This is a genomic window from Spirochaetota bacterium (genome assembly GCA_035477215.1).
GTDB lineage: Bacteria > Spirochaetota > UBA4802 > UBA4802 > UBA5368 > MVZN01.
Window position 1 is genome coordinate 34,912 of sequence record DATIKU010000049.1, and the last position, 24,335, is coordinate 59,246.

The following is a 24,335-nucleotide window of genomic DNA, read 5'->3' on the forward strand; positions in this document are numbered from 1 at the left end:
CCCAGCGGTGCTTATGCACATTTACGGTTTATTCGGCAATGTTATAAGGCTACAGGGGAAAGCGGATGGATTACGTCGAGATAGAGAAGCTTTCGGAGCGTGTGAAGGAGGCGAGTGTCTTCGCCGCGCGTATCAGGGAAGAGATCGGAAAGATCATCATCGGGCAGGAAAGGCTCGTGGAGCGCATCATCATCGCGTTTATCTCGGGCGGGCATGTGCTGCTCGAGGGACTGCCAGGCCTCGCTAAAACGCTTACCGTTCGCGCTTTCGCCCGCTGCATCGACGCCGCCTTCAGCCGTATCCAGTTCACACCGGACCTGCTCCCGGCGGACCTCATCGGCACTCGGATCTACAATCCGAAAGAGCTCGACTTTTTTACACGCAAGGGGCCCGTCTTCACCAACATCCTCCTTGCCGACGAGGTGAACCGCGCGCCGGCGAAGGTCCAGTCGGCTCTTTTGCAGGCGATGGAGGAGCGCGCTGTAACCATCGGCGCGGAAACGCACGTACTTCCCTCGCCCTTCATGGTGCTCGCCACGCAGAACCCCATCGAACAGGAGGGAACGTATCCGCTCCCGGAAGCCCAGGTGGACCGATTCTTCATGAAATGCCTGGTGGGCTATCCCGCGGACGGCGAAGAGAAGGAGCTGCTGCGACGCTACGGTGAAATCGATCTGGCGAGGGTGGGGGTTGTGACCGACGCCGTCGCGCTTTCCGAGGTCGCGGCGCTCGTCGCCGGCATCTATATTGACGAGCGGCTCATCGACTACATTGTAAACATCGTACGGGAAACCAGAAACCCCGCGAGCGCCACGCTGGCGGGCCTTGTAGAGTTCGGGGCCAGCCCCCGGGCCTCGATCGCGCTCATGAAGGCGGCGCGCTGCATGGCGTTTCTGCGGGGGCGTGGGTATGTAACGCCCGACGATATCAAGGAGGTGGGCGCCGACGTGCTGCGCCACCGCGTGGTGCTGAGTTACGAGGCCGAAGCCGCCCGCACGAGCGCGGACGATGTCGTGAAGATCGTCTTAGACTCGGTGGAGGTGCCGTAAATGGAGCCTGCCGAACGGGCGCTCTTTCGAAAGCTCCGGATAAAGCTGCGCAGGAGGGTTGAGGACCTCTTTGCCGGCGAGTATCACTCCGCGTTCCGGGGATACGGGCTCCTCTTCGACGGAGTGCGCGAGTACATGTACGGAGACGATGTCCGCAATATCGACTGGAACGTTTCGGCGCGGGCGAACAACCTGTATGTGAAGGAGTACATAGAGGAGCGCGAGCTTTCCATCGTGCTGGCCGTGGACATGTCGGCCTCGATAGACTATGGGACCTCGCGCAGCAAGCGGGACCTTCTTCTGGACGCGGCCGCGCTTCTGCTCTATCTCGCGCGCGTGAACAACGACCGAATATCGGTTCTACTCTTCGCCGACAGTGTCGAGAAATACATCCCCCCCCGGAAGGGGCGCGGCGTCATGTACGCGCTGCACGACGAGATCGCGCGGTTCGAGCCCGGCGCCAGAGGGACCAATATTTCAGTTGCGGTCGATTTTCTAAGAAAGGTACTTAAAAAAAGAAGCGTTATTTTTATGCTCTCGGATTTTCTCGACAGCGACTATCTTACGGGGCTTCGTCTTCTCGGCAGGAGGCACGACGTCGTTCCTGTCGTCCTTTCGGACCCCGCGGAGCGGGGCGCGGGCTTTCTCGGCCTGGCGGAATACGTCGACCTCGAAACTGGGAAAACCATTCTTACCGAAACCATTCCCACGGGCATTGCGGCTCCGGATTTTCCGGGATTCGAAACGATCCGCCTGAGCACCGACATGCCCGTTGAAAAACCGGTGCTCGAATTCTTGCGGAAACGAAGTCGCGCCCACCGCGCGACGGCCCCGTGAGCGGGTTATGCGCAGACTGGCCGGAATCGCCCTGACCGTGCTGGTGGTTGCGTGCGCGTCGGCGCTTATTGTCCGCGCGGCGGAAGAATACCCGGCGGTGACGGCCTCGGTGTGGCCACAAAAGGCCACGGTAGGCAGCCGGCTGGAATACGTCGTTACGGTCAGCGGGGGAAATATCGAGGGTATCGAGATATCGCTTCCGGAGACGCGCGAGTATGTTCCGCCGCCGGACCACGGGACGGAGGAGGCCTCTCCGGCGGTCGGCCTGCTTCCGCTCTATGTAATTCACTCGGCGGAGAGGAAAGAGGAGGCCACGGGCCGGAAGTCCTCGGTTTCACTCGCCATGAGCGTCGCGTATTACCGCACTGGCCGGCATCCGCTTCCCGCGGTCGAGGTGCACGGCGCGGACGGCGTCGCCATCGGTTACCGAGTTCCCGAGGTGTTGATAGAAGCGAGCAATCCATCCGGGGATTTTCATGAGATAGAACCCCCGCTCGATCTCGGTGGCAATTATTACAGGCTGTTGATTGTCATTGCGTTACTGGGAGCCCTCGCCGCCGCCGCTTACCTTGCCCTCCGCCGTTACGAAAGCCGTCGAAAAAAGGATACTCCCGCCCCGTACGAAATCCCGGCGATCGACGAATTCCTGGCGCGGATGCAGACCCTTCGCGTTCTGGGACTGGTTGAAGAGGGGAGGGGCGAGGAATATGTCGTGGAGGCCTCCCGTTTCTTTCGAATGTTCCTCTCCCGTCTTATTGGCATCGACGCCATGGAGATGACAGGCCTTGAGCTTGCCGCCTCCCTGGAACGGCATCTCGGTCAGGCCGCCTTTTCCCGATTGCGCGGAGACCTCGAGCGCATAACGGGACTCTGGGACCTTGCGAAATTCGCGGAGTTCGCGCCCTCCCCCGGGGCGCTCGGCGACAACCTGGAACAGGCGATGGACCTCGGCAGAAGGATCGCCCGGGAGGAACGCGGTGGCAGGCCCTGACTTTAAAGATCCACTGTATCTTTTGCTATTGGTACCGTTCGCGGCGATGGTCGCCCTGTATTTGTACCGGCGCATCGGTCAGCGCGGCGCGGCGATTGCCGTCTCTTCCGAGATGGTCGTGGGATTGCGCACATCGATCCGGGTCGCAACCTACCGGTTCCTTCCCGTTCTGCGCTTCGCCTCGATCTTTCTGCTCATCATCGCGCTTGCGCGGCCGGGGAAAAGCGTCGACCTTACAAGCATCAAAAATCCCGGTATCGATATCATGATCGTACTGGATGTTTCCGACTCCATGATGGGCGAAGATTTCGAGCCGGATCATCGTCTGGGGGTCGCCAGACGGGTCGTGAAGGATTTCATCGCGCGCAGGACGACCGACCGCCTGGGCCTTGTCGTATTCTCGGGCGATGCATATCTGCACTGCCCGCTGACCCTGGACCACGCCGTGGTGGGGGAGCTTGTTGACGAGCTCGATTTCGATACCGTCGAGGAAGAGGGGACCGCCATCGGCGAGGCGATCGCGCTTGCGGCGGCCCGGATGATCGAGAGCACCGCGAAGAGCCGGATCATCCTGCTTCTCACCGACGGCATGAACAACCGCGGCGGGATCGATCCCGAAACGGCGGCCGCGTTATGCGCTGAATCAGGTATCAGGGTATATGCAGTGGGAATCGGCAGGGACGGTCGTGTTCCCTATCCCGCCGGCGGCGGGCTATTCCGTTCCCGGAGGTTTCTCGTAAACCATTTCGACGAAAAAACGCTTCGCAACGTCGCCGATGTGACGGGCGGGAAGTTCTACCGCGCCGAATCGGGGGGCGTGCTCTGGGAGAACGTTCGGGACATCGACCGGCTCGAGAGGAGCGATATCGAGACGAAGGTGTACCGCGAATTTCATGACGGATTCCAGTTTTTTCTCGCGGCCGCGATGCTGCTGTTCTTCCTCGAAATTACGCTGCGCTCTGTATTTTACCGGAAGGTGCCATGATGGATTTCGCGAACTACCGGTATCTGGCGTACGTGCTGCTTGCGGGGGCGATCATTCTCGCGTTTTACGCGGCCTATCTCGGGTGGAAGCGCAGGGTGCTGCGCTCCCTGGCGCCGCGGGCCGACATGCGAGCGGCATTGCTTGCAGGATCGCCGATTGTGCGCGCACTTAAAACAGTAATGATTGCACTGTGCGTTGTACTGTTCTCCGTGGCCGTGCTTCGACCGCGGTGGGGCGAAACCATGCGCGAGTCCCGAAACGAGGGTGTCGACCTGCTTGTCGCGCTCGATGTCTCGCGGAGCATGCTCGCCCGCGATGTCCCCCCGTCGCGGCTGGAGCGCGCCAAAGACGCCGTGCGCCTGATGGCCAATTCGCTGGGAGGCGGAAGGACGGGAATGATACTCTTCGCGGGCGACGCCTTTTTGCAGTGCCCGCTCACGGAGGATGCCGGCGCCTTCATGATGTTCCTGGATTCTGCCGGCGTCGGTTCGGTGCGCAGGCAGGGAACGGATATCGGCAGGGCGCTCGAGGCCGCGGAAAAGGTCTTCGCGGCGAAACGCATGACCTCTAAAATGCTCGTTCTCATAACTGACGGCGAGGACCACGAGGGCCGGGCGGTGGATGAGGCGCGTCGCCTGCGGAAACTCGGCGTTTCAGTGCATACGGTCGGTATCGGAACGGCCACCGGCGGCGCGGTGCCGCTTGATGAGCGCTCGGACGAATACCTGCGCGACGACGGCGGTGGAACGATCATAAGCGGCAAAAATTCCGCCGTGCTCGAACGGATCGCCCGCGAGACGGGCGGAGAGCATCTCGACATAACCGCCGACCTCTCCGACATCTACCGGCTCATCCGCCTTGTGGGCGACCAGGATAAGTTGAGCCACGGCAGTCGCATTGTAAAGGAGAAGGTGGAGCGCTTTCAACTTTTCGTGCTGGTCCTCATTGTGCTGTTGAGCCTCGAACTTATGATTCCCGAAAGGCCCCGCGTCCCGCGTTTCGGGCGTCCGGGACGCGCCGACCGTTCGCGGCGGGGAAGCATTTGGGCGGCGCCTGTCGTCGCGCTTGCGGTATGCATGTTTTTTATCTCCTGGATCGATCCGTACCGCGACGAGGTGCGGGAAGGAAACCGGCTCTTCGGTGAAAAGGATTACCAGGGGGCCGGGGAGCGCTACCGTACGGCGGAGAAGTACGCGCCGCGCGAGAAGGACAGGGACAGGCTGCGCTTCAACCACGGAGACGTCCGGTATATGCAGGGAGATTACGACGGTGCGCTGGACCATTTCAGGGGCTCCCTGCGCTCGGGCGATCCCGATGTCCAGAAGAAGGCCCTTTTCAACGCGGGTAACGCGTATTTGAAAAAAGGCGATTACCGCGCCGCGGTGGGAGCGTACATCGACGCGCTCAAAATCGACCCGGAATATCTCCCGGCGAAAAAAAATCTTGAATATATGTTGCGCATGAACAAGAAAAACCAGGATGGCCGCGGGGACACCGGAAACCAGGATGACAGAAGGGAAAAGGATGGGCACAGGGATGGCGACGGACGCGGCAGGCCGGATGGAGATTCGCGCCCGGATGGTTCCGCCTCGAAAAAGGCCGGCGGCCGGATAAGCGCCGAGCAGGTGCGAAACCTTCTGGAATCGATGAAAAACAAGCCGGTGCGCAGGGAGAAGGGAACGGGCGACGGAAGGCGGGAGCTTGATAAACAGTGGTAGCGGGGGAAGGATGATCGGCGTGATGAGGACGATAACGGTGACGACGATCACACTTCTGATCGCTGCCCCGGCCCTGTTTGGCCTTTCCGCCAAGACCGTTATCGAACCCGCCCGCGTGCGCGTGGGGGAGGCGGCGACGCTTTTGATTACAATCGACGGCGCCGACGTTCCCGATCCGGTTTCAGTTCCTGAAGTGGAGGGGCTTTCGATCGCGTTTACAGGCACGCGGCGGAGCTTCCAGTTTATAAACGGAAAGGCTCACTCGGAAACGGCGGTGACCTTCCGCGTGGTCCCGGAGCGAAGCGGGAGCTTCGCCATCCCGCCTGTTGTGCTGAAGCGCGGCGGAGAAACGATCCGCTCGAGCGCCGTAACGTTTCTTGCGTACGCGGGAAGCGCGCACTCCCCGCGCGGCACGGGCCCGGTCGGGGGGCTGGTACGCGTATCGAAACAGAATGTGGTTGCGGGCGAGCCTGTACTTCTTCGTTTTTATCTGGTGCACACGGGGGTCGATATAACACGGGCCACGGTTTTCGACAAAATGCCGGCGGTACGGGGATTTCTCCTTAAACAGGTCGACGAAACGCTGCCGGACGAAAGCGTGCGAACCGAAAGGGGCGAGTTCATCAAGTCGCACGTCGCCACCTTCGCCGCCGTACCACTTGAGAGCGGGCGCTTCGCCGTCGGAGGCGGTTCGGTCAGTGTCACCGTAGCCGAGACCGATCCCGGTTCGTTTTTTCCCTTCGTGGTGCCCTCGACGCGTCGCGTCGATTTCGATACAATAGCGGTCATGGTGAACCCCCTGCCGGCGGCGGGGAGGCCCGCCGGTTTCCGCGGCGATGTCGGTATCTTCTCCCTGAAGGCGGAATTTCCCGACCAGGCCTTTTCCGCCTTCACTGAATTTCGCCTGAAGGTGAAGGTGGCCGGAAGGGGAAACCTCCTTTCGCTTTCGCGGCCCGAGTATGCGAAGGTCGATGGGCTTTCGATAATTGGAAGCGACGGCGCCGTCCGGCTTGCCGTGGCCAACGGATCGATTGAGGGCGAACGGGAATTTATTTTTACGATCATTCCGCAGAGGCCGGGCTCGTTTATTCTGCCGGGTCTGGGTTTAAGCTTTTTCAATCCGGCCTCGGGGCGCTATGAGCTTGCCCGGACCGCCGACCATGCCTTCGAGGCGGCCCCGGGGGCCGGGGCGCGGAAGGGCCCCGGGCATGATGATACCGGGGAAAAGTCGCAGGGACTGGAGTTCGACCCGCTGCCGGTGATGGGAATCATCCTGCTCGCTGCCGGGGGCGTCGCGGCGGCCGTTTGGTGGAGGCGACGGGTTTCCATGGCTTCCCCGGAACCGGGTCCGGAGGCGGAAGCATCGATCGCGCGGGCGCCGGCGCGATCGAAAGACCGGCGGGCGGACCTCGCGAACGCGGCACGCAGGAGGGATGCCGGATCATTTCTGAAAACGGCCGCCTGTATGCTCGACGAGGCGTGCGCAGCCGTGTGGTACGGCGGCGCGGACGAATCGGTAAAACGGGGCATCGATGACCTGAAACGGCGGGTTTACCTTCACCGGTATGCCGGCAGGGCCCTTTCGGACCTGGAGATGGATGAGCTCTATCGACGGTTAAGGGAAATATTCCGCTGAGGCCGATCGGCCGCCTGGAATTTTAGACTAACGCAGCTTGGCCGCCTCCCATAGCTCGTCCATCTCGGTCAGTGTCATTTCTTCGAGCTTCCTGCCCCGCGCCGAGGCCTCTTTCTCGAGCGTCCTGAAGCGGTTTATGAATTTATTCACGGTGCGGTTGAGCGCGTCTTCGGCGTTGATGTCGAGAAAGCGCGCGATATTGACCATGGAGAAGAGGATGTCGCCCATCTCATCCTCCATACGGGCCGTCCAGCCTTCATCCGGTTTCGACGACAGCGCCTCCTTGAATTCGGCGACCTCCTCGTCGAGCTTGGCGATAACGTCTTCGGTTTTCTCCCAGTCGAAACCTACCCGGGACACCTTCTGCTGGACGCGGTAGGCTTTGAGGAGCGATGGCAGGTGCGCCGGGACGCCCTCGAGTATCGATTCCCTGTGCTCCTTCTCCTTTTTCTTTATACTCTCCCAGCGCTCTATGACCTCGTTTGCGCTCGATGCCTTTTCTCCGCCGAAGACGTGTGGGTGACGATAGACCAGCTTCTCGACGATCCCCCGCGCCACGTCGTCGATCGTGAACCGGTTCTCCTCGCGGGCAATCTGGGCATGGGCGTATACCTGGTAGAGCAGATCGCCCAGCTCTTCCCTGAGGTTCTCGGGATCGCCGCTGTCGATCGCCTCGTACACCTCGTACGCCTCTTCTATGAGATAGGGCTTCAGCGTCCGAGAGGTCTGCGCCCTGTCCCAGGCGCAACCGCTTTCGGCGCGCAGTATCGACGCCAGCTCTTCGAGCGCGTAGAGCGGCCGTTTTTCCTTGAATTCCATGGCTGTCCCTCTTCGCCAACACCATGGACGCGTGAAATACCGGTTGTCAATAGAAAATGATCAAACGTCGCGCGGCGATGCGTTTTCGCCGCGCATTCGGAGCGGTCAGTCTTTCTTGGTGCTGATGCCGAACGGCACGTACAGCGGGCAGGTCGAAACGATACTGGTCGCGATGAAAATAATCGCGATGATTCCGAGTATTATAGCGGCGAGTCCGCTGATATGGCCGGCCAGGTATAAAACCCCTATGATGATCGCGACCGTTACACGCAGTATTCTGTCCATGGTGCCCATGTTCTTCCTCATGTCCTTCCTCCGCATGGTTCATATGATGAGCGTCTCGAACCGCAGGGACCGTTTCCATCCGGCAAAAGCGGCCCCGATAAGAAATAATACCGAGCGCGGAAGAGGATGTCAAAAAAATTGTTGTGCCGGTGGCGGGTAAAAGCGGCGACTTCAGTTGAAGATGGAGATGGTATAGTCCGGGCTCGAATCTTTTACTTCGAGCCGTATGTTAGCCAGAAACGCCTGTTCAAGCTCGAACTCGAGCCTCGATAGCCAGCGGTCGAATTTGACCAATTTAAAGTGCTTTCTTGCGATCGTCATCTCGATGTCCCGGCCGTTCACCTGGAGCTCGTATGAGACTGCTTTGCCGCCCGTCGGTACGGTCACATCGTAGATATTGACTTTCTTATGGGATGCTTTGATCTCGATGTCCTGTTCTCCGTTGAACGCCCTGGTGACGCAGGCCACCACCTTCATGTGGTCGATCGGTGCCATCTGGCTTACCCCTCTTTTTGAAAAATCCTTGCATATCATGGCCGGATGGATCAGCATAGCGCAACAAGAAAATGGAAATAGAAAAGATAATCAGGGTGCTGACCGCCAACAGCCGCTTCTTCCACGCCTTTAGCGAGGAGGAGATGATGGATTTTCTGAAGCAATGCACCAGCAAATCGCACAAGGACGGCGAGGTCATTTTTCGCGAGGATTCGAGCGGGACCGAGCTCTTCATCATCGTGTCCGGCTCGGTCAGGGTTAAAAAGGACGGTCGCATAATCGACGTCGTCCGCTCGGGTGAGTGTTTCGGCGAGATGGGTGCGCTTTCCGGTGAGAAACGCTCGGCGACCACGAAAGCGAACGGCGATGTGGTGCTTCTGGCGATAGACGAAAAAAAGATCGCGATACTTCCCGTGGAAGCGCAGGCGAAACTTTATAAAAACACGCTCATGGTCGTGTCCGAGCGGCTTCGAAAGCGCCTTGAGGAGCGAAGCCATGGGGGCTGATCTTCCGTGCCCGGTGATCGAAGTCCGCGCGCTGATCAAGGATTTTCCCGAGGTGCGCGCCGTCGATAACGTAAGCTTCGCGATAGAGCGGGGGAGCTGTTTCGGCCTGTTGGGGCCCAATGGCGCGGGGAAGACCACCACGATCGAGGTGATCGAGGGGATTTTAAGGCCCACCGCGGGCGAGGTGCTCTACAAGGGCGCGTCCCGGACGGCCGGCTTTCGCGGAGAGGTCGGGATACAGTTCCAGAACACCGAGCTCCCGCAGTACCTCAGCGTCAGGGAGACGCTCCAGGTTTTCCGCAACCTGTACGACAAAAAAGCGGACCTGGAGTATCTCATAGAGATATGCCGTCTGGGCGAAATTCTCGGTCGCGACAACCGCAAGATATCGGGCGGACAGCGGCAGCGCCTCCTCCTCGCCATGGCCCTGGCGAACGATCCTGATCTTGTTTTTCTCGACGAACCGACCACCGGCCTCGATCCCCAGGCGCGGCGCCACCTGTGGGATATCGTCGCGAAGATAAAGTCCGAAAACAAGACCGTCATCCTCACCACGCACTACATGGAGGAGGCGCAGATCCTCTGCGACACGATAGCGATCATGGACCATGGCAGGGTTATCGCCCTGGGGGCGCCCGAGGAACTCCTCGCCATCCACTGCCGGGGTGCGTCGATTTTTTTGCCCGGTAAGCTCGATGCGGGAAAGCTCGAGGGCGTTTCGTGCAGGTGGTTCGAGGTCGAGAACGGGATTGAGATACAGACCGATTCGCTGAACGGCTGCATCCACTCGCTTGTGGGGCAGGGGGTCGATCTTTCGGGGATGAGTGTTCGTTCGCAAAACCTCGAGGACCTGTTTTTAAAAATCACCGGTTCGCAGCTTCGAAGCTAAAAAGGGGGGCCCATGTGGAAGCGGATCCGGATTCTGTTTGTCGCGCGTAACAAGGAGTTCTACCGCGATAGATCGGCCCTGGGGTGGAACCTGCTTTTCCCCTTTCTCATCATAATAGGGTACAGCTTTCTCTTCGGCGGCAACAGCCAGGCGCTCTACAAGGTCGGTGTCGTTTACGAAACAGATGCCACCGCGAAACACCTCCCGCCGCAATTCGTCGAATTTAAAAAAACCAGGCACGTCGAGTTCGTGGAATTTACATCCGTTGACGAAGGACTGGGGAAACTCAGACATCACCGTATCGACCTTCTGGTACGGCCATCCTCAAAGCGGTACTGGATGAGCTCGACCTCTCCGAGGGGGTATGTGACCGAGCGCCTGCTTGCCTCGGCGACAGCGGGACCGCCCGGCGGTTTCGAGCGGCAGAGCGTGGCGGGACGGGAGATCCCCTATGTGGAATGGCTCTTCCCCGGTATTCTCGGAATGAACATCATGTTCAGCGCGCTCTTCGGGGTGGGATACACGGTGGTGCGATACCGTAAAAACGGCGCGCTCAAACGCCTGAGCGTTACCCCGGTGCGTCCTCACGAGTTCCTGACCGCGCAGGTGCTCTCGCGCATGTTCCTCATTCTCGTCACCACGGCGGTGGTCTACGCGGGCTGCGCCGTTCTGTACGGCTTCAGTTGCATGGGATCGTACGCCACGCTCTTCCTGGTCTTTGCCGTCGGAGGGTTCAGCATGGTGGCGCTGGGGCTCCTGGTGGCCTCGCGGAGCTCGAGCGAGGAGTTTGCCGGGGGCGTGTTGAATTTACTCAGCTGGCCGATGATGTTCCTTTCCGAGGTATGGTTCTCACTGGAAGGCGCGCGCCCCTGGGTGCAGAAGCTCGCCAAGGTGTTCCCGCTCACGCCCATGATCGACGCCGCTCGGCGCGTCATGAACGACGGCGCCGGGCTCGTCGATATCGGTCCGCAGCTTCTGGCGATGGCGGCCATGTCCGCGCTCTTTCTCTTTGCCGGATCGCTCCTCTTCTCATGGCGAAAGGAGTGATTACAGACGGTCCTCCCACTCCACCCCGGCGGTCGCGCGCATGAGCCCGATGAACGCGACGATGATGATGCACAGTCCGAGAAAAACAAGCCCCCCGGCAGTCATGGCACTCCTTGGCGTGTCGTGATTTGATCATAAGAGCCGGGGAGGACTCCCCGAAACCGGTTGACGTATATACCATTTCAAACACTCCGTCGAGGCAAATGCCGGCCGGCCCGCCTGTGTTGTGGCCGGCGCCATGAAAAGGCCCGTTTGTAAATATTTTCTGTTGACACGACGGGGAACCTCCGATGAAGCTGTGCGCGCGGAGGCTCTCCCCGGACCGACCATCCGCAATATCGATGCTGTGCGAGGTTAGCAATGGCAGCAACATCTTCCCGATACAGATATCTTGCCCAAAACGATCCCGAGGTGGCCGCGATTATCCGCCGCGAGAACGGGCGGCAGGAGGATTCGCTCATCCTCATCGCCTCGGAGAATTACACCTCCCAGGCGGTCCTCGAGGCCTCGGCCTGCGTGATGACCAACAAGTACGCCGAGGGTTATCCCGGAAAGCGTTATTATAACGGCTGCGCGTTCGTTGACGAGGTCGAGGTCCTTGCGATCGAGCGCATCAAAAAGCTTTTCGAGGCCGATGTCGCCAACGTCCAGCCGCACAGCGGCACGCAGGCGAACATGGCGGTGCTGATGTCGGTGCTTTCGCCCGGCGATACCTTCATGGGGATGAACCTCGCGCACGGCGGACACCTCTCACACGGCTCGCCGGTGAACTTTTCGGGCCTGTATTATCGGGTGGTCTCGTACGGGGTGAAACAGGACACCGGCCGCATCGACTATGACGCCGCGGCGTCGACCGCGAAGGAATTCCGGCCGAAGGTCATCATCACCGGCGCCTCCGCCTATTCGCGCATAATCGACTTCGCCAGATTCAGGGAGATCGCCGACTCCATCGGCGCGCTTCTCGTGGCGGATATCGCGCATATCGCGGGGCTCGTGGCGACCGGCGACCATCCCTCCCCGGTCGGCATCGCCGATTATGTGACGATGACCACGCACAAGACGCTTCGGGGTCCGCGCGGCGGGGTCATCCTGGCGAAGAAGGACCAGGAGGCCGTCATGAACAAGTACATCTTCCCCGGCATCCAGGGCGGGCCGCTTATGAACACCATCGCCGCAAAGGCCGTCGCTTTCGGCGAGGCGCTGGAGCCCTCTTTCGGCGCGTACTCGAAACAGGTCATCAAAAACGCGAACGCGCTCGCCGAAACGCTCCTCTCGCGGGGCCTCAAACTGGTTTCTGACGGCACGGACAATCACCTGATGCTGGTGGATTTAAGAAATAAAAACCTTACCGGCCGCGATGTCGCCAGCCATCTGGACTCGGCGGGCATCACCTGCAACAAAAACGGCGTGCCCTTCGACGACAAGTCGCCCATGGTGACCAGCGGCATCCGTCTTGGAAGCCCGGCGCTCACCACGCGCGGCCTCGGGGAGGATGAATTCAGGCGCGTCGGTGCGCTCATCTGCGACATCATCGACAACATGGCCGACGATACCGTTCTCGTGCGCGTTAAAGCCGGTGTCGCCGAGCTCTGCAAATCGTTTCCGGCGGATTTCCTGCGCCTTCCCTTTCGCGAGGCGCGGTGACGAATCGGCAATAAATGCTTGACGATGGCCCGTTTCGGGCGTTTATTATGGGTATCGTACGAATACTGTACATCACCATTTAACTTGTTGCACAGCCGGGTAATACGGGGTGTCGCCGTGTCTTCGTCGGGGGGCGCCCCGGCAGCTTGTGGACTCGCAACAAGTCCATTTAAATCATACGGGAGGATCTTATGAGACGCATGCTTACACTGCTCGCCGTCGTTGCTGTTATGTTTGCGGCATACGGCTGCAAGAAAGACAAGGATGTCACCGTTGAGCGCACCGGGCTCGTGAATTTTATCGGAGGCGAGGTGTTCCTCATCGGGAAAGACGGCAAAGAGGCGAAAGCCGCTGTTGGCAGCGAAGTCAAGCAGGGTATGAAGATAAAGACCGTCGGCAAGAAATCCTTCGCCGACATCTATTTCGGCGAAAACGCCGTCAAGGTGCTCGGCGACACGGTCGTCGAAGTGCAGACGCTGGTGACGAACGTCGGCACCAACGGCGAAGAGTCGGCCTTTTACGTGGAAAAGGGGCAGTTCTTCTCGAAGGTGGGCAAGAAGCTCGCGAAGGACGACAAGTACACGGTGAAAAGCCAGACCACCACGGCGGGCGTGCGCGGCACGGACTTCCTCATCAGCGAGGAAGAGGGCAAGGCAAATGTCGCCGTGCTCGAAGGAAGCGTTGAAGTGCTGAACAACTCGCTCGCGGGCAGGGAGCCCATAGTGGTCAACGACAAGGAAGAGGTCGACGTGCTCTCCGGCCAGGACATGGTGAAGAAACAGCTTTCGGAGGATCGCATGCGGGCGCTCGCCATTCTCCTCGAGATCAAGGCCATGCGCGAGGAGATTTGGAACAAGATGCGCGAGCAGCGCGAGGAGATCCGCAAGGCGGTTGAGGACCAGCGCCAGGTGAACAAGGATATGCTGGAAAAACAGCGCGAGGGCGACAAGGCGCTGGTCGAGGACCAGAAGCGCCGCGACCAGGAGATGATTGGAAACATCAAGGACGAGACGAAGAGCCTCGGCGAAGCGGCGAAGGGCCTCGCGAAGGACCAGATGGCGGACGCCAAGAACGTAGACAAGGACGCGTCGAAGGACGAAGCCATCCGCCAGAAAGAGGCCATGAAACCGACCATCGAGAAGATGAAGATCGATAAGGACCAGTTTAAAACGCAATAGCGGTTCGGTCGTTCAGTGGGGCGATACGCGTGGCGGCATGGGACACCGTGCCGCCATTGTTGTATCGGGGCGCATGGTGGTACGTAACTCATGCGAGGTTCGTCCCCTGACGGGGTAAAATTATTCGTTAGCCGCTTGCGCGGCGGGTGGATGATGAGGTGCCGTCCGCCGGAGGATTTGCGATGAAGATACTTGCCGAAATAATGGACCTGGTCGTTTATATTTTACAGAAGCTCAGGGACCTCCTGCTGTATGCGGTCGATCGGCTGTACCGGTACGTCGAACTGGCGCTGGGGCGGTTTCGCGACGCAGGCATTGCGGAAAAGGTGATCATTCTCAACAGCGTCCCCGCTTTTTTCGCGATCATACTGTCCGTGGCGCAGTATTACATCTTTGAGACGTGGTTTTATATCAACAACCCTCTGGCGGTGTATCTCATTGCGATCGTCGCCGGCATGCTGGTCTCGGTCTTTTTCGAGGGGCCGGTCAAGTTTCTCGCCCGGCTTATGCTCAACGGCTATTACCTTGCCTGGGTGGTGTATCTCCCGCTTGCCGGGGAGCTCACGAAGGCCGATCCGCATACGCTGCGCTTCGGGTACTATCTCAATATTGTCGTTCCGGTGGTGTACATGGGGGCGTCGCTGGTCACTTACTTTTTTGACGAGAGGTGAGGCGGTCGGTGGGATTCAGTTTTCGATGTTGCCGGCCGAGGGCAGCGGAACCACGTCGATTCCTTCCTTGAGGAGCTCGTTGATCTCTTCCCTTGTGGATTGACCGTAGATGTTCCGCCCTTCCTCGACTCCGTAATAAATGGCGCGCGCCGTTTCGGCAAAGTCGTTCCCTACGTTGTCGAAATTCTCTTTAACGTGTTTTTCCACAAGTCGCAAAACCTCGAAGAGATTGGGCGCCTTCCGGTCGATGACCGTGGCGGCCGTAGGGCGCGCCTGTATGGAACAGCCGCTGAAGAGCCGCTTGATGTCGCCGCTTTCACAGAACGGGCAGGTCACCATTCCCCGGGCCATCTGGTCTGTGAAAGACTCGTAATCTCTGAAAATTCCCTCAAAGCGATGTTCGTTGCCGCACTCAAGGTCAAATGAGATCATCGAAAACACCCCGGTGATTATATTCAGGCCTTGTACAATAATACTACGGGACGACGCGCACGGCAACTTTCAATAACCGGTTCTGTCGTCCCGCGCGGCGTCATGAGAGCTTGGCGAGATTCTTTTTGAGCATTGCCAGCATCGCGGCAAGCTCGTCCCGCTTGGCCCCCTCTTTCTCGATGACCTTGCCGGGGGCCCGCGAGGTGAAGGATTCGTTTCCGAGCTTGGCCTCGGTTTTGGCAAGATCGCCCTGTATCCGCTCGATCTCCTTCCCGAGGCGCGCACGCTCCCTGTCCATATCGATCAGTCCCTTCAGCGGAACGAAGAGCTCGCCGCCGGCGAACACGGCCGAAGCGTCGGTCTTGGCGGGGATATAGGCGCCATCAACCGAGATCGCCTCGACCTTCGCGTTCGTCCGTATGTGTACCGCTTCTGTTTCGACCAGTCTGCCGAGCATCGGGTCGGAGGTCTTGACGATGACGTCCGCTTTTTTGTCGGGCGGGATGTTCATCTCGCCGCGGATGTTTCGTATCTTGTAGACGATCTCCTTGAAGAGCTCGGTCTCCCCGGCTTCGCGGGGGAACGAGAAACCGCTCTCGGGCTCGGGCCACTGCGCCACGATGAGACGTCCGTCGCCGCCGCTTTTGATGCGCTCCCAGATCTCCTCGGTGATAAAGGGCATGAAGGGATGCATTAGTATCATGCATGTTTTAAGGACATGGTACAGCACCTGTTTGGCCGCATCGGAGGACGGGCGGCCCTCTTCGCCGGTCGCGTAGACGCGGGGCTTGGTGAGCTCCAGGTACCAGTCGCAGAACTCGTGCCACCAGAATTCATAGATCGCCTGGGCGGCCTCGTTGAAGCGGTATTCCCCGAGCGCCCTCCCGACGTCGTTTATGGCCTGGTTGAGGCGGTGAAGTATCCAGCGGTCGAAGCGTTCCAGATCTTCGGTCCCGATCTTCCGGGGAATGAAGCCATCGCCGAGGTTCATGAGGATAAATCGCGTGGCGTTCCAGATTTTATTACAGAAGGCGCTGTAGCCTTCAATACGTTTTTCGGAGAGGATGACGTCGCGTCCCTGCGCCGCGAATATGGCGAGGGTGAAACGGAACGCGTCGGTGCCGTATTTGTCCATGATGATGAGCGGATCGATGACGTTGCCGCGTGATTTGCTCATTTTGTGTCCGTGTTCATCGCGCACCAGGGCGTGGATGTACACGTCGCGGAAGGGCACGTCGTTCATGAATTTAAGGCCCATCATGATCATCCGCGCGACCCAGAAGAAGATGATGTCGAAACCGGTGACCAGGACGCTGGTAGGATAGTACTTTTCGAGCGCCGCAGTGGACTCGGGCCAGCCAAGCGTGGAGAAGGGCCACAGCGCCGACGAGAACCACGTGTCGAGCACGTCCTCGTCCTGCCTGATGGAGGTCGAGCCGCACTTTTCGCACGAGATCGGATCGTCCATCCCGACGGTAACATGTTCACACGATTCGCAGTAGAAGGCCGGTATGCGGTGTCCCCACCAGAGCTGGCGCGATATGCACCAGTCGCGCACGTTGTACATCCATTCGAAGTAGGTCTTTTCCCAGTTTGCAGGGACGAACCGGATTCGTCCGTCTTTCACCGCGAGTATTCCTTCGTCGGCGAGCGGCTTTATTTTAACGAACCATTGTTTAGAAAGATAGGGCTCGATGACGGTATTGCAGCGATAGCAGTGGCCGACCGAATGGTCGTGGTCCTCGATCTTCTCGAGGAGCCCCCGCGCCTCGAGGTCCGCGATCACTTTCTCGCGCGCCTGGAAACGGGGGAGCCCCCGATAGGCGCCGCCGTTTTCGTTGATGTTGCCGCGCGGGTCGAGGATGTTGATCTCTTCCAGCCCGTGGCGTTTGCCCATCTCGAAGTCGTTGGGGTCGTGCCCGGGCGTGACCTTGACCAGGCCCGTGCCGAAGCTCTTGTCGACGTAGCTGTCGGCGAATACCGGGATCTTTCTGTTCATGAGCGGCAGGACAACCTGCTTTCCGACAAGGTCGGTGTACCGCTCGTCGTCGGGGTTTACCGCGACGCCGGTATCGCCAAGCATGGTCTCGGGCCGTGTGGTTGCCACGACGATGAAGCCGTCGCCGCCGTCGATGGGGTATTTGATATGATAAAGCTTCCCCTCGAGATCCCTGTATTCGGTCTCGATGTCCGAAAGCGCGGTCTCGCATCGCGGGCACCAGTTGATGATGCGATAGCCGCGGTAAATGAGACCCTCCTCGTACAGGCTGACGAAGACCTTGCGTACCGCGCGCGAAAGGCCCTCGTCGAGCGTAAAGCGCTCGCGTGGCCAGTCGAGCGAGCAGCCCAGGCGCTTGAGCTGTCCCTTGATCCGCCCGCCGTAGTGTTCCTTCCAGTCCCATACGCGCTCGACGAAGTCCTCGCGCCCGAGGTCGTTTTTAGTTTTACCTTCCTCTTGGAGCAGGCGTTCGACGACGTTTTGCGTAGCAATGCCGGCGTGGTCCATCCCCGGCATCCACAGCACGGATTTGCCCCTCATTCGCTGCCATCGGGAGAGTATATCCTGAAGCGTGTTGTTGAGCGCATGACCCATGTGCAGGCTGCCCGTTACATTGGGCGGCGGTATGACGATGGAATACGGCTCCTGGCCGTCGTCTTCGCGGGCGTGGAAGTGTCCTTCCTCCTCCCAGGCGCGGTACCATCTGTCTTCAACTTCCTTGGGATTATACGATGACGGGAGTTCCATGGCTCGGTCCTGTATGCGTAATAGTGCGCGAATTCCCGGAGAACCCGGATTTTTCCGCCCGCGCGATTATCCCCGTATAACCGGTCCCGGAAAGCGCAGGCCTGGAATGCGCGGGGAAATCGCTTTAATCATTGAAACAGGGCGCTTTCCGACGATCTCGGCACAAGGGATTATTTCTATGGACCGAGACGGAGTGTCAATATATTTTTAGCGGGGAGCTTTCGGTTCCTTGCGGTTCTTTTTGAAAAAATTCTCGAAGAGGTCACTGTCGATCTGCATGAGGCGTGAACGGATTTCGCTCAGGCTCTCGAAATTGTACTGCTGGAACTCGAAATAGTCGAGCATCCATAGATACTTGTTGATGAGCCGGGGGGCGATGTTCGAGTTCTCGATACGCTCCCTGCCCAGTGTCTGGTAGCTCTTTTCGAGGCTGTAAATCTCCCGGCGGATTCCCTCGACCTGCTGCATGTTCAGCTGGCGCTTTACGAAAAAGATGTCCTCGATGAAGCCGATAACCGGGACCCACTCGCGCGCGTCGGTCGCTGACGGCTTTTTCTCCGCAATGGCGACCAGGGTTTCCTGTATGGGCTTGGCTTTCAGAAGACCCATCTCAATCTCGGCGGGATTTATCGAGAAAGCCTCGCGGAAAAGCAGCAGGGACTTCGGAATCTCGTTCGTGTGATAATATGCCTCGGCGAGAAGCGAAAGCAGGCGCGCGTTGGAGCGGTATGAGCTGCGCGCGTATTCAAGCGTCTCCACGGTCTGGCGGTATTCGCCGAGGGTTAAAAAGCAGAGGCCCAGGTTGAGCAGCAGTTCGAAATTATCGGCGGTGCTCTCCTGGCTCTGGAAGGCCAGCTTGTAGTTCTCGGATGCGGTGAAGAATATGTAGCGCATCGCCGACTTGTAGACGCTGAAGTTTTGTAAATTTTTTTCCTGCGCGTAAGCCTTGAATATCTCCCACTGCGTCATCAGAAAATCGGCCGTCTGCTTGCCGCGATCGAGCCGCGTAATCTCGCGCTGGCGGTTGTTCCAGAATTTCGCCGTACGGTAGCCTTCCATCAGCCCGGGGTATTCCGGGTTTACCGAAAGCAGTTCGTCGAACTTTTTGACCGCGCCGGTAAAATCCCCTTCCTCGATGAGTTGGTGCGCGGCATTGACGCCGACCAGGAGCGGGTCGTCGGAAAATGTGAGTTGTCCGTCGCGATCCATCGATTATAGCTCTTTTTCCGCAGAACGGTCGGCAAGCGATCCGTGCTGGGTGAATACGATTATCTGCCGCTCCCGCGCCGCCTCGGCGAGCAGCCGTTTGAGGTTTTCGCCCCTCCGGTCGTCCATGAAGATAAAGGGGTCGTCGACGATCAGCGGAGGCGCGCTTCCCGACTCAAGGATAAAATCGGACAATGCAATTTTTACGGCAAGCAGTAACAGGTGCGCGAGCGCCGGATTGAGGTCGTCGATCCGGCCACCCGCTCTGATAAAGCGGATTATCGCGTCGTCGTCGATCTCGGTTATATGCCGGTTCTCGGTAATGGCATCGAACTTCCCCCTGGCCGAGCGGGCAAGCCTCGTGATCTGGCTGGCTTCTCTTCGATCGATGACCTCTTCGAATATGGCGCCGATCATATCCATTGTTTTTTTACGGGCCGTAAGCCGCCCGTATCGTTCCTCGGCCGTCGCGCGTGTTTCTCTCAATTGCCTGAGTTCGTCTTCATAATTCCCGGCGGTGTCGACCTCGCAGGCCAACTGCGCGAGTATTTTTCCCTCGGCCTGCCGCTGGCTGTCGAGGATGGCGATTTCTCTGTCGATATCCTCCATGATGGAACGAATACGAACCTCGTCGATCTCCCGCGAGCCGTAACGCGCGAGCCTCGACAGGTCGGCCAGCACCTCTTCCCTTTGCGTGTCGGCGGAACGCGACAACTCCCGCCGCTCATCCTGCAGGGCTCTCAGATAGTCGGGGCTTTTAAGCCCTTCGCGAAGCTTGAAAAGCTCCAGGAGGCCGTCGGCATATTCCCCGTATTCCTCGAAGTACTGGAGCAGAAAGCCGTACACCGCTTCGAGCTTGTAGTCGACCAATTCTATCTTATTCTCTTTTAATATCTCCCGAAGTCTTGCTTCTATCACATTCTTTGACGCGAGAAGGGTCGCCAGCTCGCGCGGTCTTCGGGGTATGAAGAGGGGCAGGTATAGTACGGCCGCCATGAGTACAAGCAGTCCCAGCAGGCCGGTAACCAGGTACATCCTGATCCTGATCGGGAGCGCGAGCAGGCCCCCGTTCACAAGGAAGTAAATAAGCGCAATTCCGCCGAAGCCGGTAAGCGCGAGGATTCCCGCGGCCTTTTGAAAGCGGGCCTTTCGCGTCGAGGTATAATTGTCAAGCGCTACGTGGATGTCCCGGATCTCGCGGTAGGTTTCCTGGAGGCGTTTGAGGTTCTGTTTTTTCTGGTCGGTGAAGTCCCTGAACTGGGGAAACCTGCTTTCGATGGATGCCTCGCGGGAGGCTATCGTTTTAATAAGATTATCCGAGTCCAGCAATTCGGCGCCGATATCGTCGATCCGTTTCTCGACCGATCGGAGGTTATCAACTATCATTGTGAGTTTGCCCGCGATTATACGCTCCACACTGAGCGCCGTGATACGGTTGTCGATACGGGCGATCTCGTTTTCCACCTGCCTGCGTTCGCGTAGAATCTTATCTCCCCGCGACTGCTGGATATCGATGATGCGTGTTTTTTTCTCGATCTCCTTGAGATCGGCTTCGGCATGGAGGAATTCATCGAGAAGCCGGTCCCCCGCCCTTCGTCCCGCCGCGCCGCCGTAGGCCCTTCGGTAAAGACCGAAGAAGCCGGAGGCATCTTGAAGGAGCATATACCGTACAATGTCGTAGGCGAGGGGCGGCGATTCCGACGCGTCGGTGGGAGACGCAATGAACGAAACGGCGCTGAACGCGTCGGCGTTGAGCGAGGCGTACATGCCGCGCAGGACGGGATCGTTAACCGTGGAGGCGAGCCGGTCGATAAGCAGGTTTCGCATGGACTCCGGAGGCGTGGCGGGATCGCCCCGGAACAGCTCGGCTTCGGGCTTCCCATTGCCGCCCAGTATGGAGAGGAGCTTGTCGCTGTTGCGTATGAAGGAATAATCGAACGACGTGGCCAGGTGAACTTCGAGATAGAAGTTCTCCCATGTCCCCTTCTTTAACAGGGTTATCGGGTAAGCGCTCCCCCAGACGAGCTCGATTATGGCGCGCGCAAGTACGCTCTTGCCGGACCCGTTTCGCCCGTATACGATCGTAAGGCCCTCGTTGAATTCGAGGGTGCGGTTGTTGAAGAGCCCCGGGCGGGAGGCGACACATCGTTTTATACGCAATGCCAGTCCTCCGCGTTCCAGGAGCCCGGTGACGCCGTCATCCTGAAAATCATGGCGGCGAGCAGGCGGCGGTCGATATCCTCGGGTAGCTCGTTACCCTCGATCATTTCCCTCAGGCGCCCGAAAAACGCCCCTCTCAGGGAATTTTCGTCGATGTATTCGTGGGCGAGGAGGGAAAGTGTGGGTGAGGACTCGTCGATAACATCAAGCCGTTCAAAGCCGCGCCCGCGTTCCAGTACGGCGTTGATATCGAGCGGGAAGCCCCGTTCTCCCGTCAGAACGACGGTAAGCGCGGTCCGTGGCGCCGCTTTTTTTTCAACAATGTCCGCTATATCGCGCGAGGATCTGACCCCCTCGCAGGGAATGGAAAGCCGTTCTACGGTGGTGGTGTTGACTGCGAGGCGTTTGACCTGGACTATTTCGCCGTTTTCGATCGTTATTGAAAGAACGTAGCGCTCTCCGGTTTCGCCCGCCTCGACCGCTTCGGGGCTTCCGGGATACGCGCCGATTACCCTGTTCCGGGACTTGAATATTCTGAAGTTGTGATTATGCCCCAGTGCATAGAAATCGAGATTGAGGGCTCGTATATCGTCCTTGCGCAAACTGGTAATCCCCGCACTCGAAGCGGGATCCTGGGTGCAGAAATCGGCATGTAGCAAAGCCATGTGGAAGCCGTCGGCGTCATTTCTCCTCAGGCTTCCGGGCCCCTGCTTTGCTCCCGCCGGAAGGCCGTAAACCGTGACGGTCTCGCCGCTGCGCGTTATCGAATAACAGGCGTCGCTATCATCTGAAAAAATGTGCGTAAAGCCGTCCCGTGGAATGCCCCCCGGGGACTCTAACAGCGAGCGGTCACACTCGCCCGGCGAAAACAGAACGGCCGTTCCCCGCTCGCACAACGCAGCAAGCTCCTGCGAGGCTGCGCTCATGACGGCGTCCATTGCCGCCGCGTTGCCCGAGTCGTGGAAGAGATCCCCGGCGATCAAGATAAGATCGTGATCGGCCGCAAGCGCGCAGATTTTACGGAACGTGTTCATCCTTGCAGGGCCAGGGGCCGCTGCGGAGCGTTCGTCGATTCCAAGGTGGAGGTCGGATGTCAGGAGTATCCTCATAATCAACCGTTACCGGACTGTACGCCGGATTCGCCCGAGCGCATCCCGTGTTTTTTCTTTACTCCATATAAAGAATTTATTGAAATGTCCATACTTATTTTTTATCATATGCGTGATTTCAATCGGACATCGGCCCTGTCGCGTATCTCGAACTTTCGGTGAAGTCTTCCCCGCCGCCGGGGTTGTGCCGGTTGGTGCGTCGGCCGTCGTCGCGAAAATATTCCCGGTGAAACCACAATCGGTATGGGTAACATATTAATTGTCGATGATAATCCCTCGATTCTTAAATATATTGAGGACATCCTGGAGTCGAGCGGACATACCATCGTCAAATGCGCCGATGGTATGTCCGCGATCGATGCCTTTCACTCGGATTCGTTCGATCTGGTGGTTTCCGACCTCGCGATGCCCGGCATGGACGGCTTCGAACTGGTGTCGGAGATACGGATGCTCTACCCCGACATTCCCATCGTCATTATAACCGGCGTCGGTGGCGTCGACGAGGCGGTCACGGCGATTAAAAAAGGCGCCAGCGATTTCGTGATTAAACCGTTTCAGCCCCAGGAATTCAGGGTAAAGGTCGAACAGAACCTCGAACACTATCGCCTTAAAAAAGAGATAGAGCGGCTGAAGCGCGACCGCTCGGCCAGGGGAGGGGTCGCGATAGTAGGCGAGGGGCCCGCCATGAAGAAGCTCAGGGCCACGATGAAACAGGTGGCGAAATCGAACGCGCCGGTGATACTGTTCGGGGAAAGCGGAACGGGCAAGGAACTCGTCGCGCGGGCGATCCACGAGGAGAGCGAAAGGAGGGAGAAGCTGTTTCTGCCCGTTGACTGCAGCGCCCTGAGCGAGACGATCATCGAGTCGGAGCTTTTCGGGCACGTTCGCGGAGCCTTTACGGGCGCCGACAGGACGAAGAAGGGCCTCTTCGAGGAGGCGAACGGCGGCACGGTCTTCCTCGACGAGATCGGAAATCTCACCTGGCAGACCCAGAGCAAGCTATTGCGCTTTTTGCAGGAGCGCGAGATCAAGCCTGTCGGCTCGAGCAAGGTGATCAAGATCAATGTCCGCATCCTCAGCGCGACGAACGTAAACCTGCGCAAGGAGATAGAAAACGGCACGTTTCGCGAGGACCTGTTCTACCGCCTTTCGGGTATAGAGCTCGTCGTACCGCCCCTTCGCGACCGCGTGGACGACATCCCCCGCCTGGTGGAGCATTTTATACGAAAGTATTCGCGCGATCTTGGAAAGAGGATCGATTTTATCGCGGATGAGGCGCTCGAGATTCTCAAGCGGCGCAAATGGAGCGGCAACGTCCGCGAGCTCGAGCACCTCATTGAATATGCCCTGGTTCTTGAGAGCCAAAACAGGATCGAGGCAAGCACAATCCTGCACATCCTGCCGGAATGCAAGGAGGGGGCGTCCATACCGGCTTCGTTCGAGCCCGACCTATCGCGAGCGGTCGGTTTCTTTGAAAAGGAGCATATAGAGCGCGTTATCGGCCTTGCCCGGAACAACAAGGCCAAGGCCGCACGACTCCTCGGCATCAGCCGCAGCGTACTCTACGAGAAGATGAAAAAATACAATATCGAATAGGGCCGCATAAAACCGGAGTAATCCGGCTTCGGTCTCCGTGAATCCGGCGCGAAGTCAGAATTTTTCGATGAACGGACCGCGAATCCGCGCTATACTGGTTTTTGACTGATATTCGGATTTTATCGCACCGCCGGGGGATTGTCCGCCCGGGCCTTGCGGCGGCTATTATAATTTGGAGAGCGGGGTTGCGATCTATGGCGAGGTATAAAATCGACGGAGCGAAATTTCAGAGCGTCGAAGAGCTCAAAGAGGTCCTGTGGCCTCTGTATGAGGGAAAGATGACGCGAGAGGAGTTCGAAAAATACGTTGAGGAGAAGATGGAGGTCGCGGAGTAGG

The 24,335-nt window shown here is 58.7% G+C and carries 22 protein-coding genes; 14 read left to right on the top strand and 8 right to left on the bottom strand.

The genetic code is table 11. The annotated features are described in order from the left end of the window. The first annotated feature begins 65 nt into the window (after window positions 1-65). From VLM75_11885 to VLM75_11910, 6 genes are read left to right on the top strand one after another with little or no spacing between them, the layout of a single operon-like run. Window positions 66-1,049, top strand: a complete 984-nt coding sequence (locus tag VLM75_11885; protein ID HSV97615.1) for a MoxR family ATPase — start codon at window positions 66-68, stop codon at window positions 1,047-1,049. Further along, window positions 1,050-1,886, top strand: a complete 837-nt coding sequence (locus VLM75_11890; GenBank protein ID HSV97616.1) for a DUF58 domain-containing protein — start codon at window positions 1,050-1,052, stop codon at window positions 1,884-1,886. A 7-nt stretch (window positions 1,887-1,893) separates the two neighbouring features. After that, window positions 1,894-2,877 (top strand): hypothetical protein, encoded by a 984-nt coding sequence (locus VLM75_11895; GenBank protein HSV97617.1) that lies wholly within the window; start codon window positions 1,894-1,896, stop codon window positions 2,875-2,877. After that, the gene (locus VLM75_11900; GenBank protein HSV97618.1) at window positions 2,864-3,862 is read left to right on the top strand and encodes a VWA domain-containing protein; all 999 of its coding nucleotides are present in this window, start codon (window positions 2,864-2,866) and stop codon (window positions 3,860-3,862) included. Before VLM75_11895 ends, VLM75_11900 begins: the two co-directional genes overlap by 14 nt. Then, a complete protein-coding gene (locus VLM75_11905) occupies window positions 3,859-5,580 on the top strand; it encodes a VWA domain-containing protein (GenBank protein ID HSV97619.1) in 1,722 nt (573 codons plus the stop codon). Before VLM75_11900 ends, VLM75_11905 begins: the two co-directional genes overlap by 4 nt. Before the next feature lie 22 nt (window positions 5,581-5,602). Then, entirely contained in the window at window positions 5,603-7,216 is a 1,614-nt protein-coding gene (locus tag VLM75_11910) for a BatD family protein (protein ID HSV97620.1), read from the top strand. 27 nt (window positions 7,217-7,243) lie between these two features. On the opposite strand, the gene mazG is transcribed toward VLM75_11910, so the two are convergent. The 3 genes from mazG to VLM75_11925 all read right to left on the bottom strand — a co-directional run bounded on the left by mazG (window position 7,244) and on the right by VLM75_11925 (window position 8,815). Then, window positions 7,244-8,035: a nucleoside triphosphate pyrophosphohydrolase gene (mazG, locus tag VLM75_11915; GenBank protein HSV97621.1), complete on the bottom strand. Its 792-nt coding sequence runs from the start codon at window positions 8,033-8,035 to the stop codon at window positions 7,244-7,246. 105 nt (window positions 8,036-8,140) lie between these two features. Next, complete coding sequence (locus VLM75_11920) at window positions 8,141-8,341, bottom strand: DUF2892 domain-containing protein (protein ID HSV97622.1); 201 nt, start codon at window positions 8,339-8,341, stop codon at window positions 8,141-8,143. Between the two features lie 150 nt (window positions 8,342-8,491). Further along, on the bottom strand, window positions 8,492-8,815 hold the full coding sequence (locus VLM75_11925) for a hypothetical protein (GenBank protein ID HSV97623.1): 324 nt from the start codon (window positions 8,813-8,815) through the stop codon (window positions 8,492-8,494). Window positions 8,816-8,886: 71 nt separating this feature from the next. Between VLM75_11925 and VLM75_11930 the strand changes: the two genes are divergently transcribed. From VLM75_11930 to VLM75_11955, 6 genes are all read left to right on the top strand, one after another. Beyond that, entirely contained in the window at window positions 8,887-9,321 is a 435-nt protein-coding gene (locus VLM75_11930) for a cyclic nucleotide-binding domain-containing protein (protein ID HSV97624.1), read from the top strand. Then, window positions 9,311-10,210, top strand: coding sequence for an ABC transporter ATP-binding protein (locus VLM75_11935; GenBank protein ID HSV97625.1), 900 nt, complete (start codon window positions 9,311-9,313; stop codon window positions 10,208-10,210). The genes VLM75_11930 and VLM75_11935 overlap by 11 nt, the downstream gene beginning before the upstream one ends. Before the next feature lie 12 nt (window positions 10,211-10,222). Continuing rightward, window positions 10,223-11,257: an ABC transporter permease gene (locus VLM75_11940; protein ID HSV97626.1), complete on the top strand. Its 1,035-nt coding sequence runs from the start codon at window positions 10,223-10,225 to the stop codon at window positions 11,255-11,257. A gap of 360 nt (window positions 11,258-11,617) precedes the next feature. Next, window positions 11,618-12,901: a serine hydroxymethyltransferase gene (glyA, locus tag VLM75_11945; protein ID HSV97627.1), complete on the top strand. Its 1,284-nt coding sequence runs from the start codon at window positions 11,618-11,620 to the stop codon at window positions 12,899-12,901. 191 nt (window positions 12,902-13,092) lie between these two features. After that, window positions 13,093-14,079: a FecR family protein gene (locus VLM75_11950; protein ID HSV97628.1), complete on the top strand. Its 987-nt coding sequence runs from the start codon at window positions 13,093-13,095 to the stop codon at window positions 14,077-14,079. Window positions 14,080-14,261: 182 nt separating this feature from the next. Then, window positions 14,262-14,750, top strand: a complete 489-nt coding sequence (locus VLM75_11955; protein ID HSV97629.1) for a hypothetical protein — start codon at window positions 14,262-14,264, stop codon at window positions 14,748-14,750. A 15-nt stretch (window positions 14,751-14,765) separates the two neighbouring features. On the opposite strand, the gene VLM75_11960 is transcribed toward VLM75_11955, so the two are convergent. From VLM75_11960 to VLM75_11980, 5 genes are all read right to left on the bottom strand, one after another. Next, window positions 14,766-15,182 carry a DUF1178 family protein gene (locus VLM75_11960; GenBank protein HSV97630.1) on the bottom strand — a complete coding sequence of 139 codons (417 nt, stop codon included), beginning with the start codon at window positions 15,180-15,182 and terminating at the stop codon, window positions 14,766-14,768. Window positions 15,183-15,282: 100 nt separating this feature from the next. Beyond that, a complete protein-coding gene (locus VLM75_11965; protein ID HSV97631.1) occupies window positions 15,283-17,928 on the bottom strand; it encodes a valine--tRNA ligase in 2,646 nt (881 codons plus the stop codon). Between the two features lie 207 nt (window positions 17,929-18,135). Next, a complete protein-coding gene (locus VLM75_11970) occupies window positions 18,136-19,137 on the bottom strand; it encodes a tetratricopeptide repeat protein (GenBank protein ID HSV97632.1) in 1,002 nt (333 codons plus the stop codon). A 3-nt stretch (window positions 19,138-19,140) separates the two neighbouring features. Further along, complete coding sequence (locus tag VLM75_11975) at window positions 19,141-21,294, bottom strand: AAA family ATPase (GenBank protein HSV97633.1); 2,154 nt, start codon at window positions 21,292-21,294, stop codon at window positions 19,141-19,143. Then, entirely contained in the window at window positions 21,285-22,403 is a 1,119-nt protein-coding gene (locus VLM75_11980; protein HSV97634.1) for a metallophosphoesterase, read from the bottom strand. The genes VLM75_11975 and VLM75_11980 overlap by 10 nt, the downstream gene beginning before the upstream one ends. Before the next feature lie 243 nt (window positions 22,404-22,646). On the opposite strand from VLM75_11980, the gene VLM75_11985 reads away from it, so the two are divergent. Then, window positions 22,647-23,999, top strand: coding sequence for a sigma-54 dependent transcriptional regulator (locus VLM75_11985; protein ID HSV97635.1), 1,353 nt, complete (start codon window positions 22,647-22,649; stop codon window positions 23,997-23,999). A gap of 194 nt (window positions 24,000-24,193) precedes the next feature. Further along, window positions 24,194-24,334 carry a hypothetical protein gene (locus tag VLM75_11990; GenBank protein HSV97636.1) on the top strand — a complete coding sequence of 47 codons (141 nt, stop codon included), beginning with the start codon at window positions 24,194-24,196 and terminating at the stop codon, window positions 24,332-24,334. The last annotated feature ends 1 nt before the right edge of the window (window position 24,335 follow it).

Coding starts and splice junctions, on each gene's coding strand:
- VLM75_11885 (HSV97615.1), top strand. CDS start 66: ATGGATTACGTCGAGATAGAGAAGCTTTCGGAGCGTGTGAAGGAGGCG.
- VLM75_11890 (HSV97616.1), top strand. CDS start 1,050: ATGGAGCCTGCCGAACGGGCGCTCTTTCGAAAGCTCCGGATAAAGCTG.
- VLM75_11895 (HSV97617.1), top strand. CDS start 1,894: ATGCGCAGACTGGCCGGAATCGCCCTGACCGTGCTGGTGGTTGCGTGC.
- VLM75_11905 (HSV97619.1), top strand. CDS start 3,859: ATGATGGATTTCGCGAACTACCGGTATCTGGCGTACGTGCTGCTTGCG.
- VLM75_11910 (HSV97620.1), top strand. CDS start 5,603: ATGAGGACGATAACGGTGACGACGATCACACTTCTGATCGCTGCCCCG.
- mazG (HSV97621.1), bottom strand. CDS start 8,035: ATGGAATTCAAGGAAAAACGGCCGCTCTACGCGCTCGAAGAGCTGGCG.
- VLM75_11920 (HSV97622.1), bottom strand. CDS start 8,341: ATGAGGAAGAACATGGGCACCATGGACAGAATACTGCGTGTAACGGTC.
- VLM75_11925 (HSV97623.1), bottom strand. CDS start 8,815: ATGGCACCGATCGACCACATGAAGGTGGTGGCCTGCGTCACCAGGGCG.
- VLM75_11930 (HSV97624.1), top strand. CDS start 8,887: ATGGAAATAGAAAAGATAATCAGGGTGCTGACCGCCAACAGCCGCTTC.
- VLM75_11935 (HSV97625.1), top strand. CDS start 9,311: ATGGGGGCTGATCTTCCGTGCCCGGTGATCGAAGTCCGCGCGCTGATC.
- VLM75_11940 (HSV97626.1), top strand. CDS start 10,223: ATGTGGAAGCGGATCCGGATTCTGTTTGTCGCGCGTAACAAGGAGTTC.
- glyA (HSV97627.1), top strand. CDS start 11,618: ATGGCAGCAACATCTTCCCGATACAGATATCTTGCCCAAAACGATCCC.
- VLM75_11950 (HSV97628.1), top strand. CDS start 13,093: ATGAGACGCATGCTTACACTGCTCGCCGTCGTTGCTGTTATGTTTGCG.
- VLM75_11955 (HSV97629.1), top strand. CDS start 14,262: ATGAAGATACTTGCCGAAATAATGGACCTGGTCGTTTATATTTTACAG.
- VLM75_11960 (HSV97630.1), bottom strand. CDS start 15,182: ATGATCTCATTTGACCTTGAGTGCGGCAACGAACATCGCTTTGAGGGA.
- VLM75_11965 (HSV97631.1), bottom strand. CDS start 17,928: ATGGAACTCCCGTCATCGTATAATCCCAAGGAAGTTGAAGACAGATGG.
- VLM75_11970 (HSV97632.1), bottom strand. CDS start 19,137: ATGGATCGCGACGGACAACTCACATTTTCCGACGACCCGCTCCTGGTC.
- VLM75_11980 (HSV97634.1), bottom strand. CDS start 22,403: ATGAGGATACTCCTGACATCCGACCTCCACCTTGGAATCGACGAACGC.
- VLM75_11985 (HSV97635.1), top strand. CDS start 22,647: ATGGGTAACATATTAATTGTCGATGATAATCCCTCGATTCTTAAATAT.
- VLM75_11990 (HSV97636.1), top strand. CDS start 24,194: ATGGCGAGGTATAAAATCGACGGAGCGAAATTTCAGAGCGTCGAAGAG.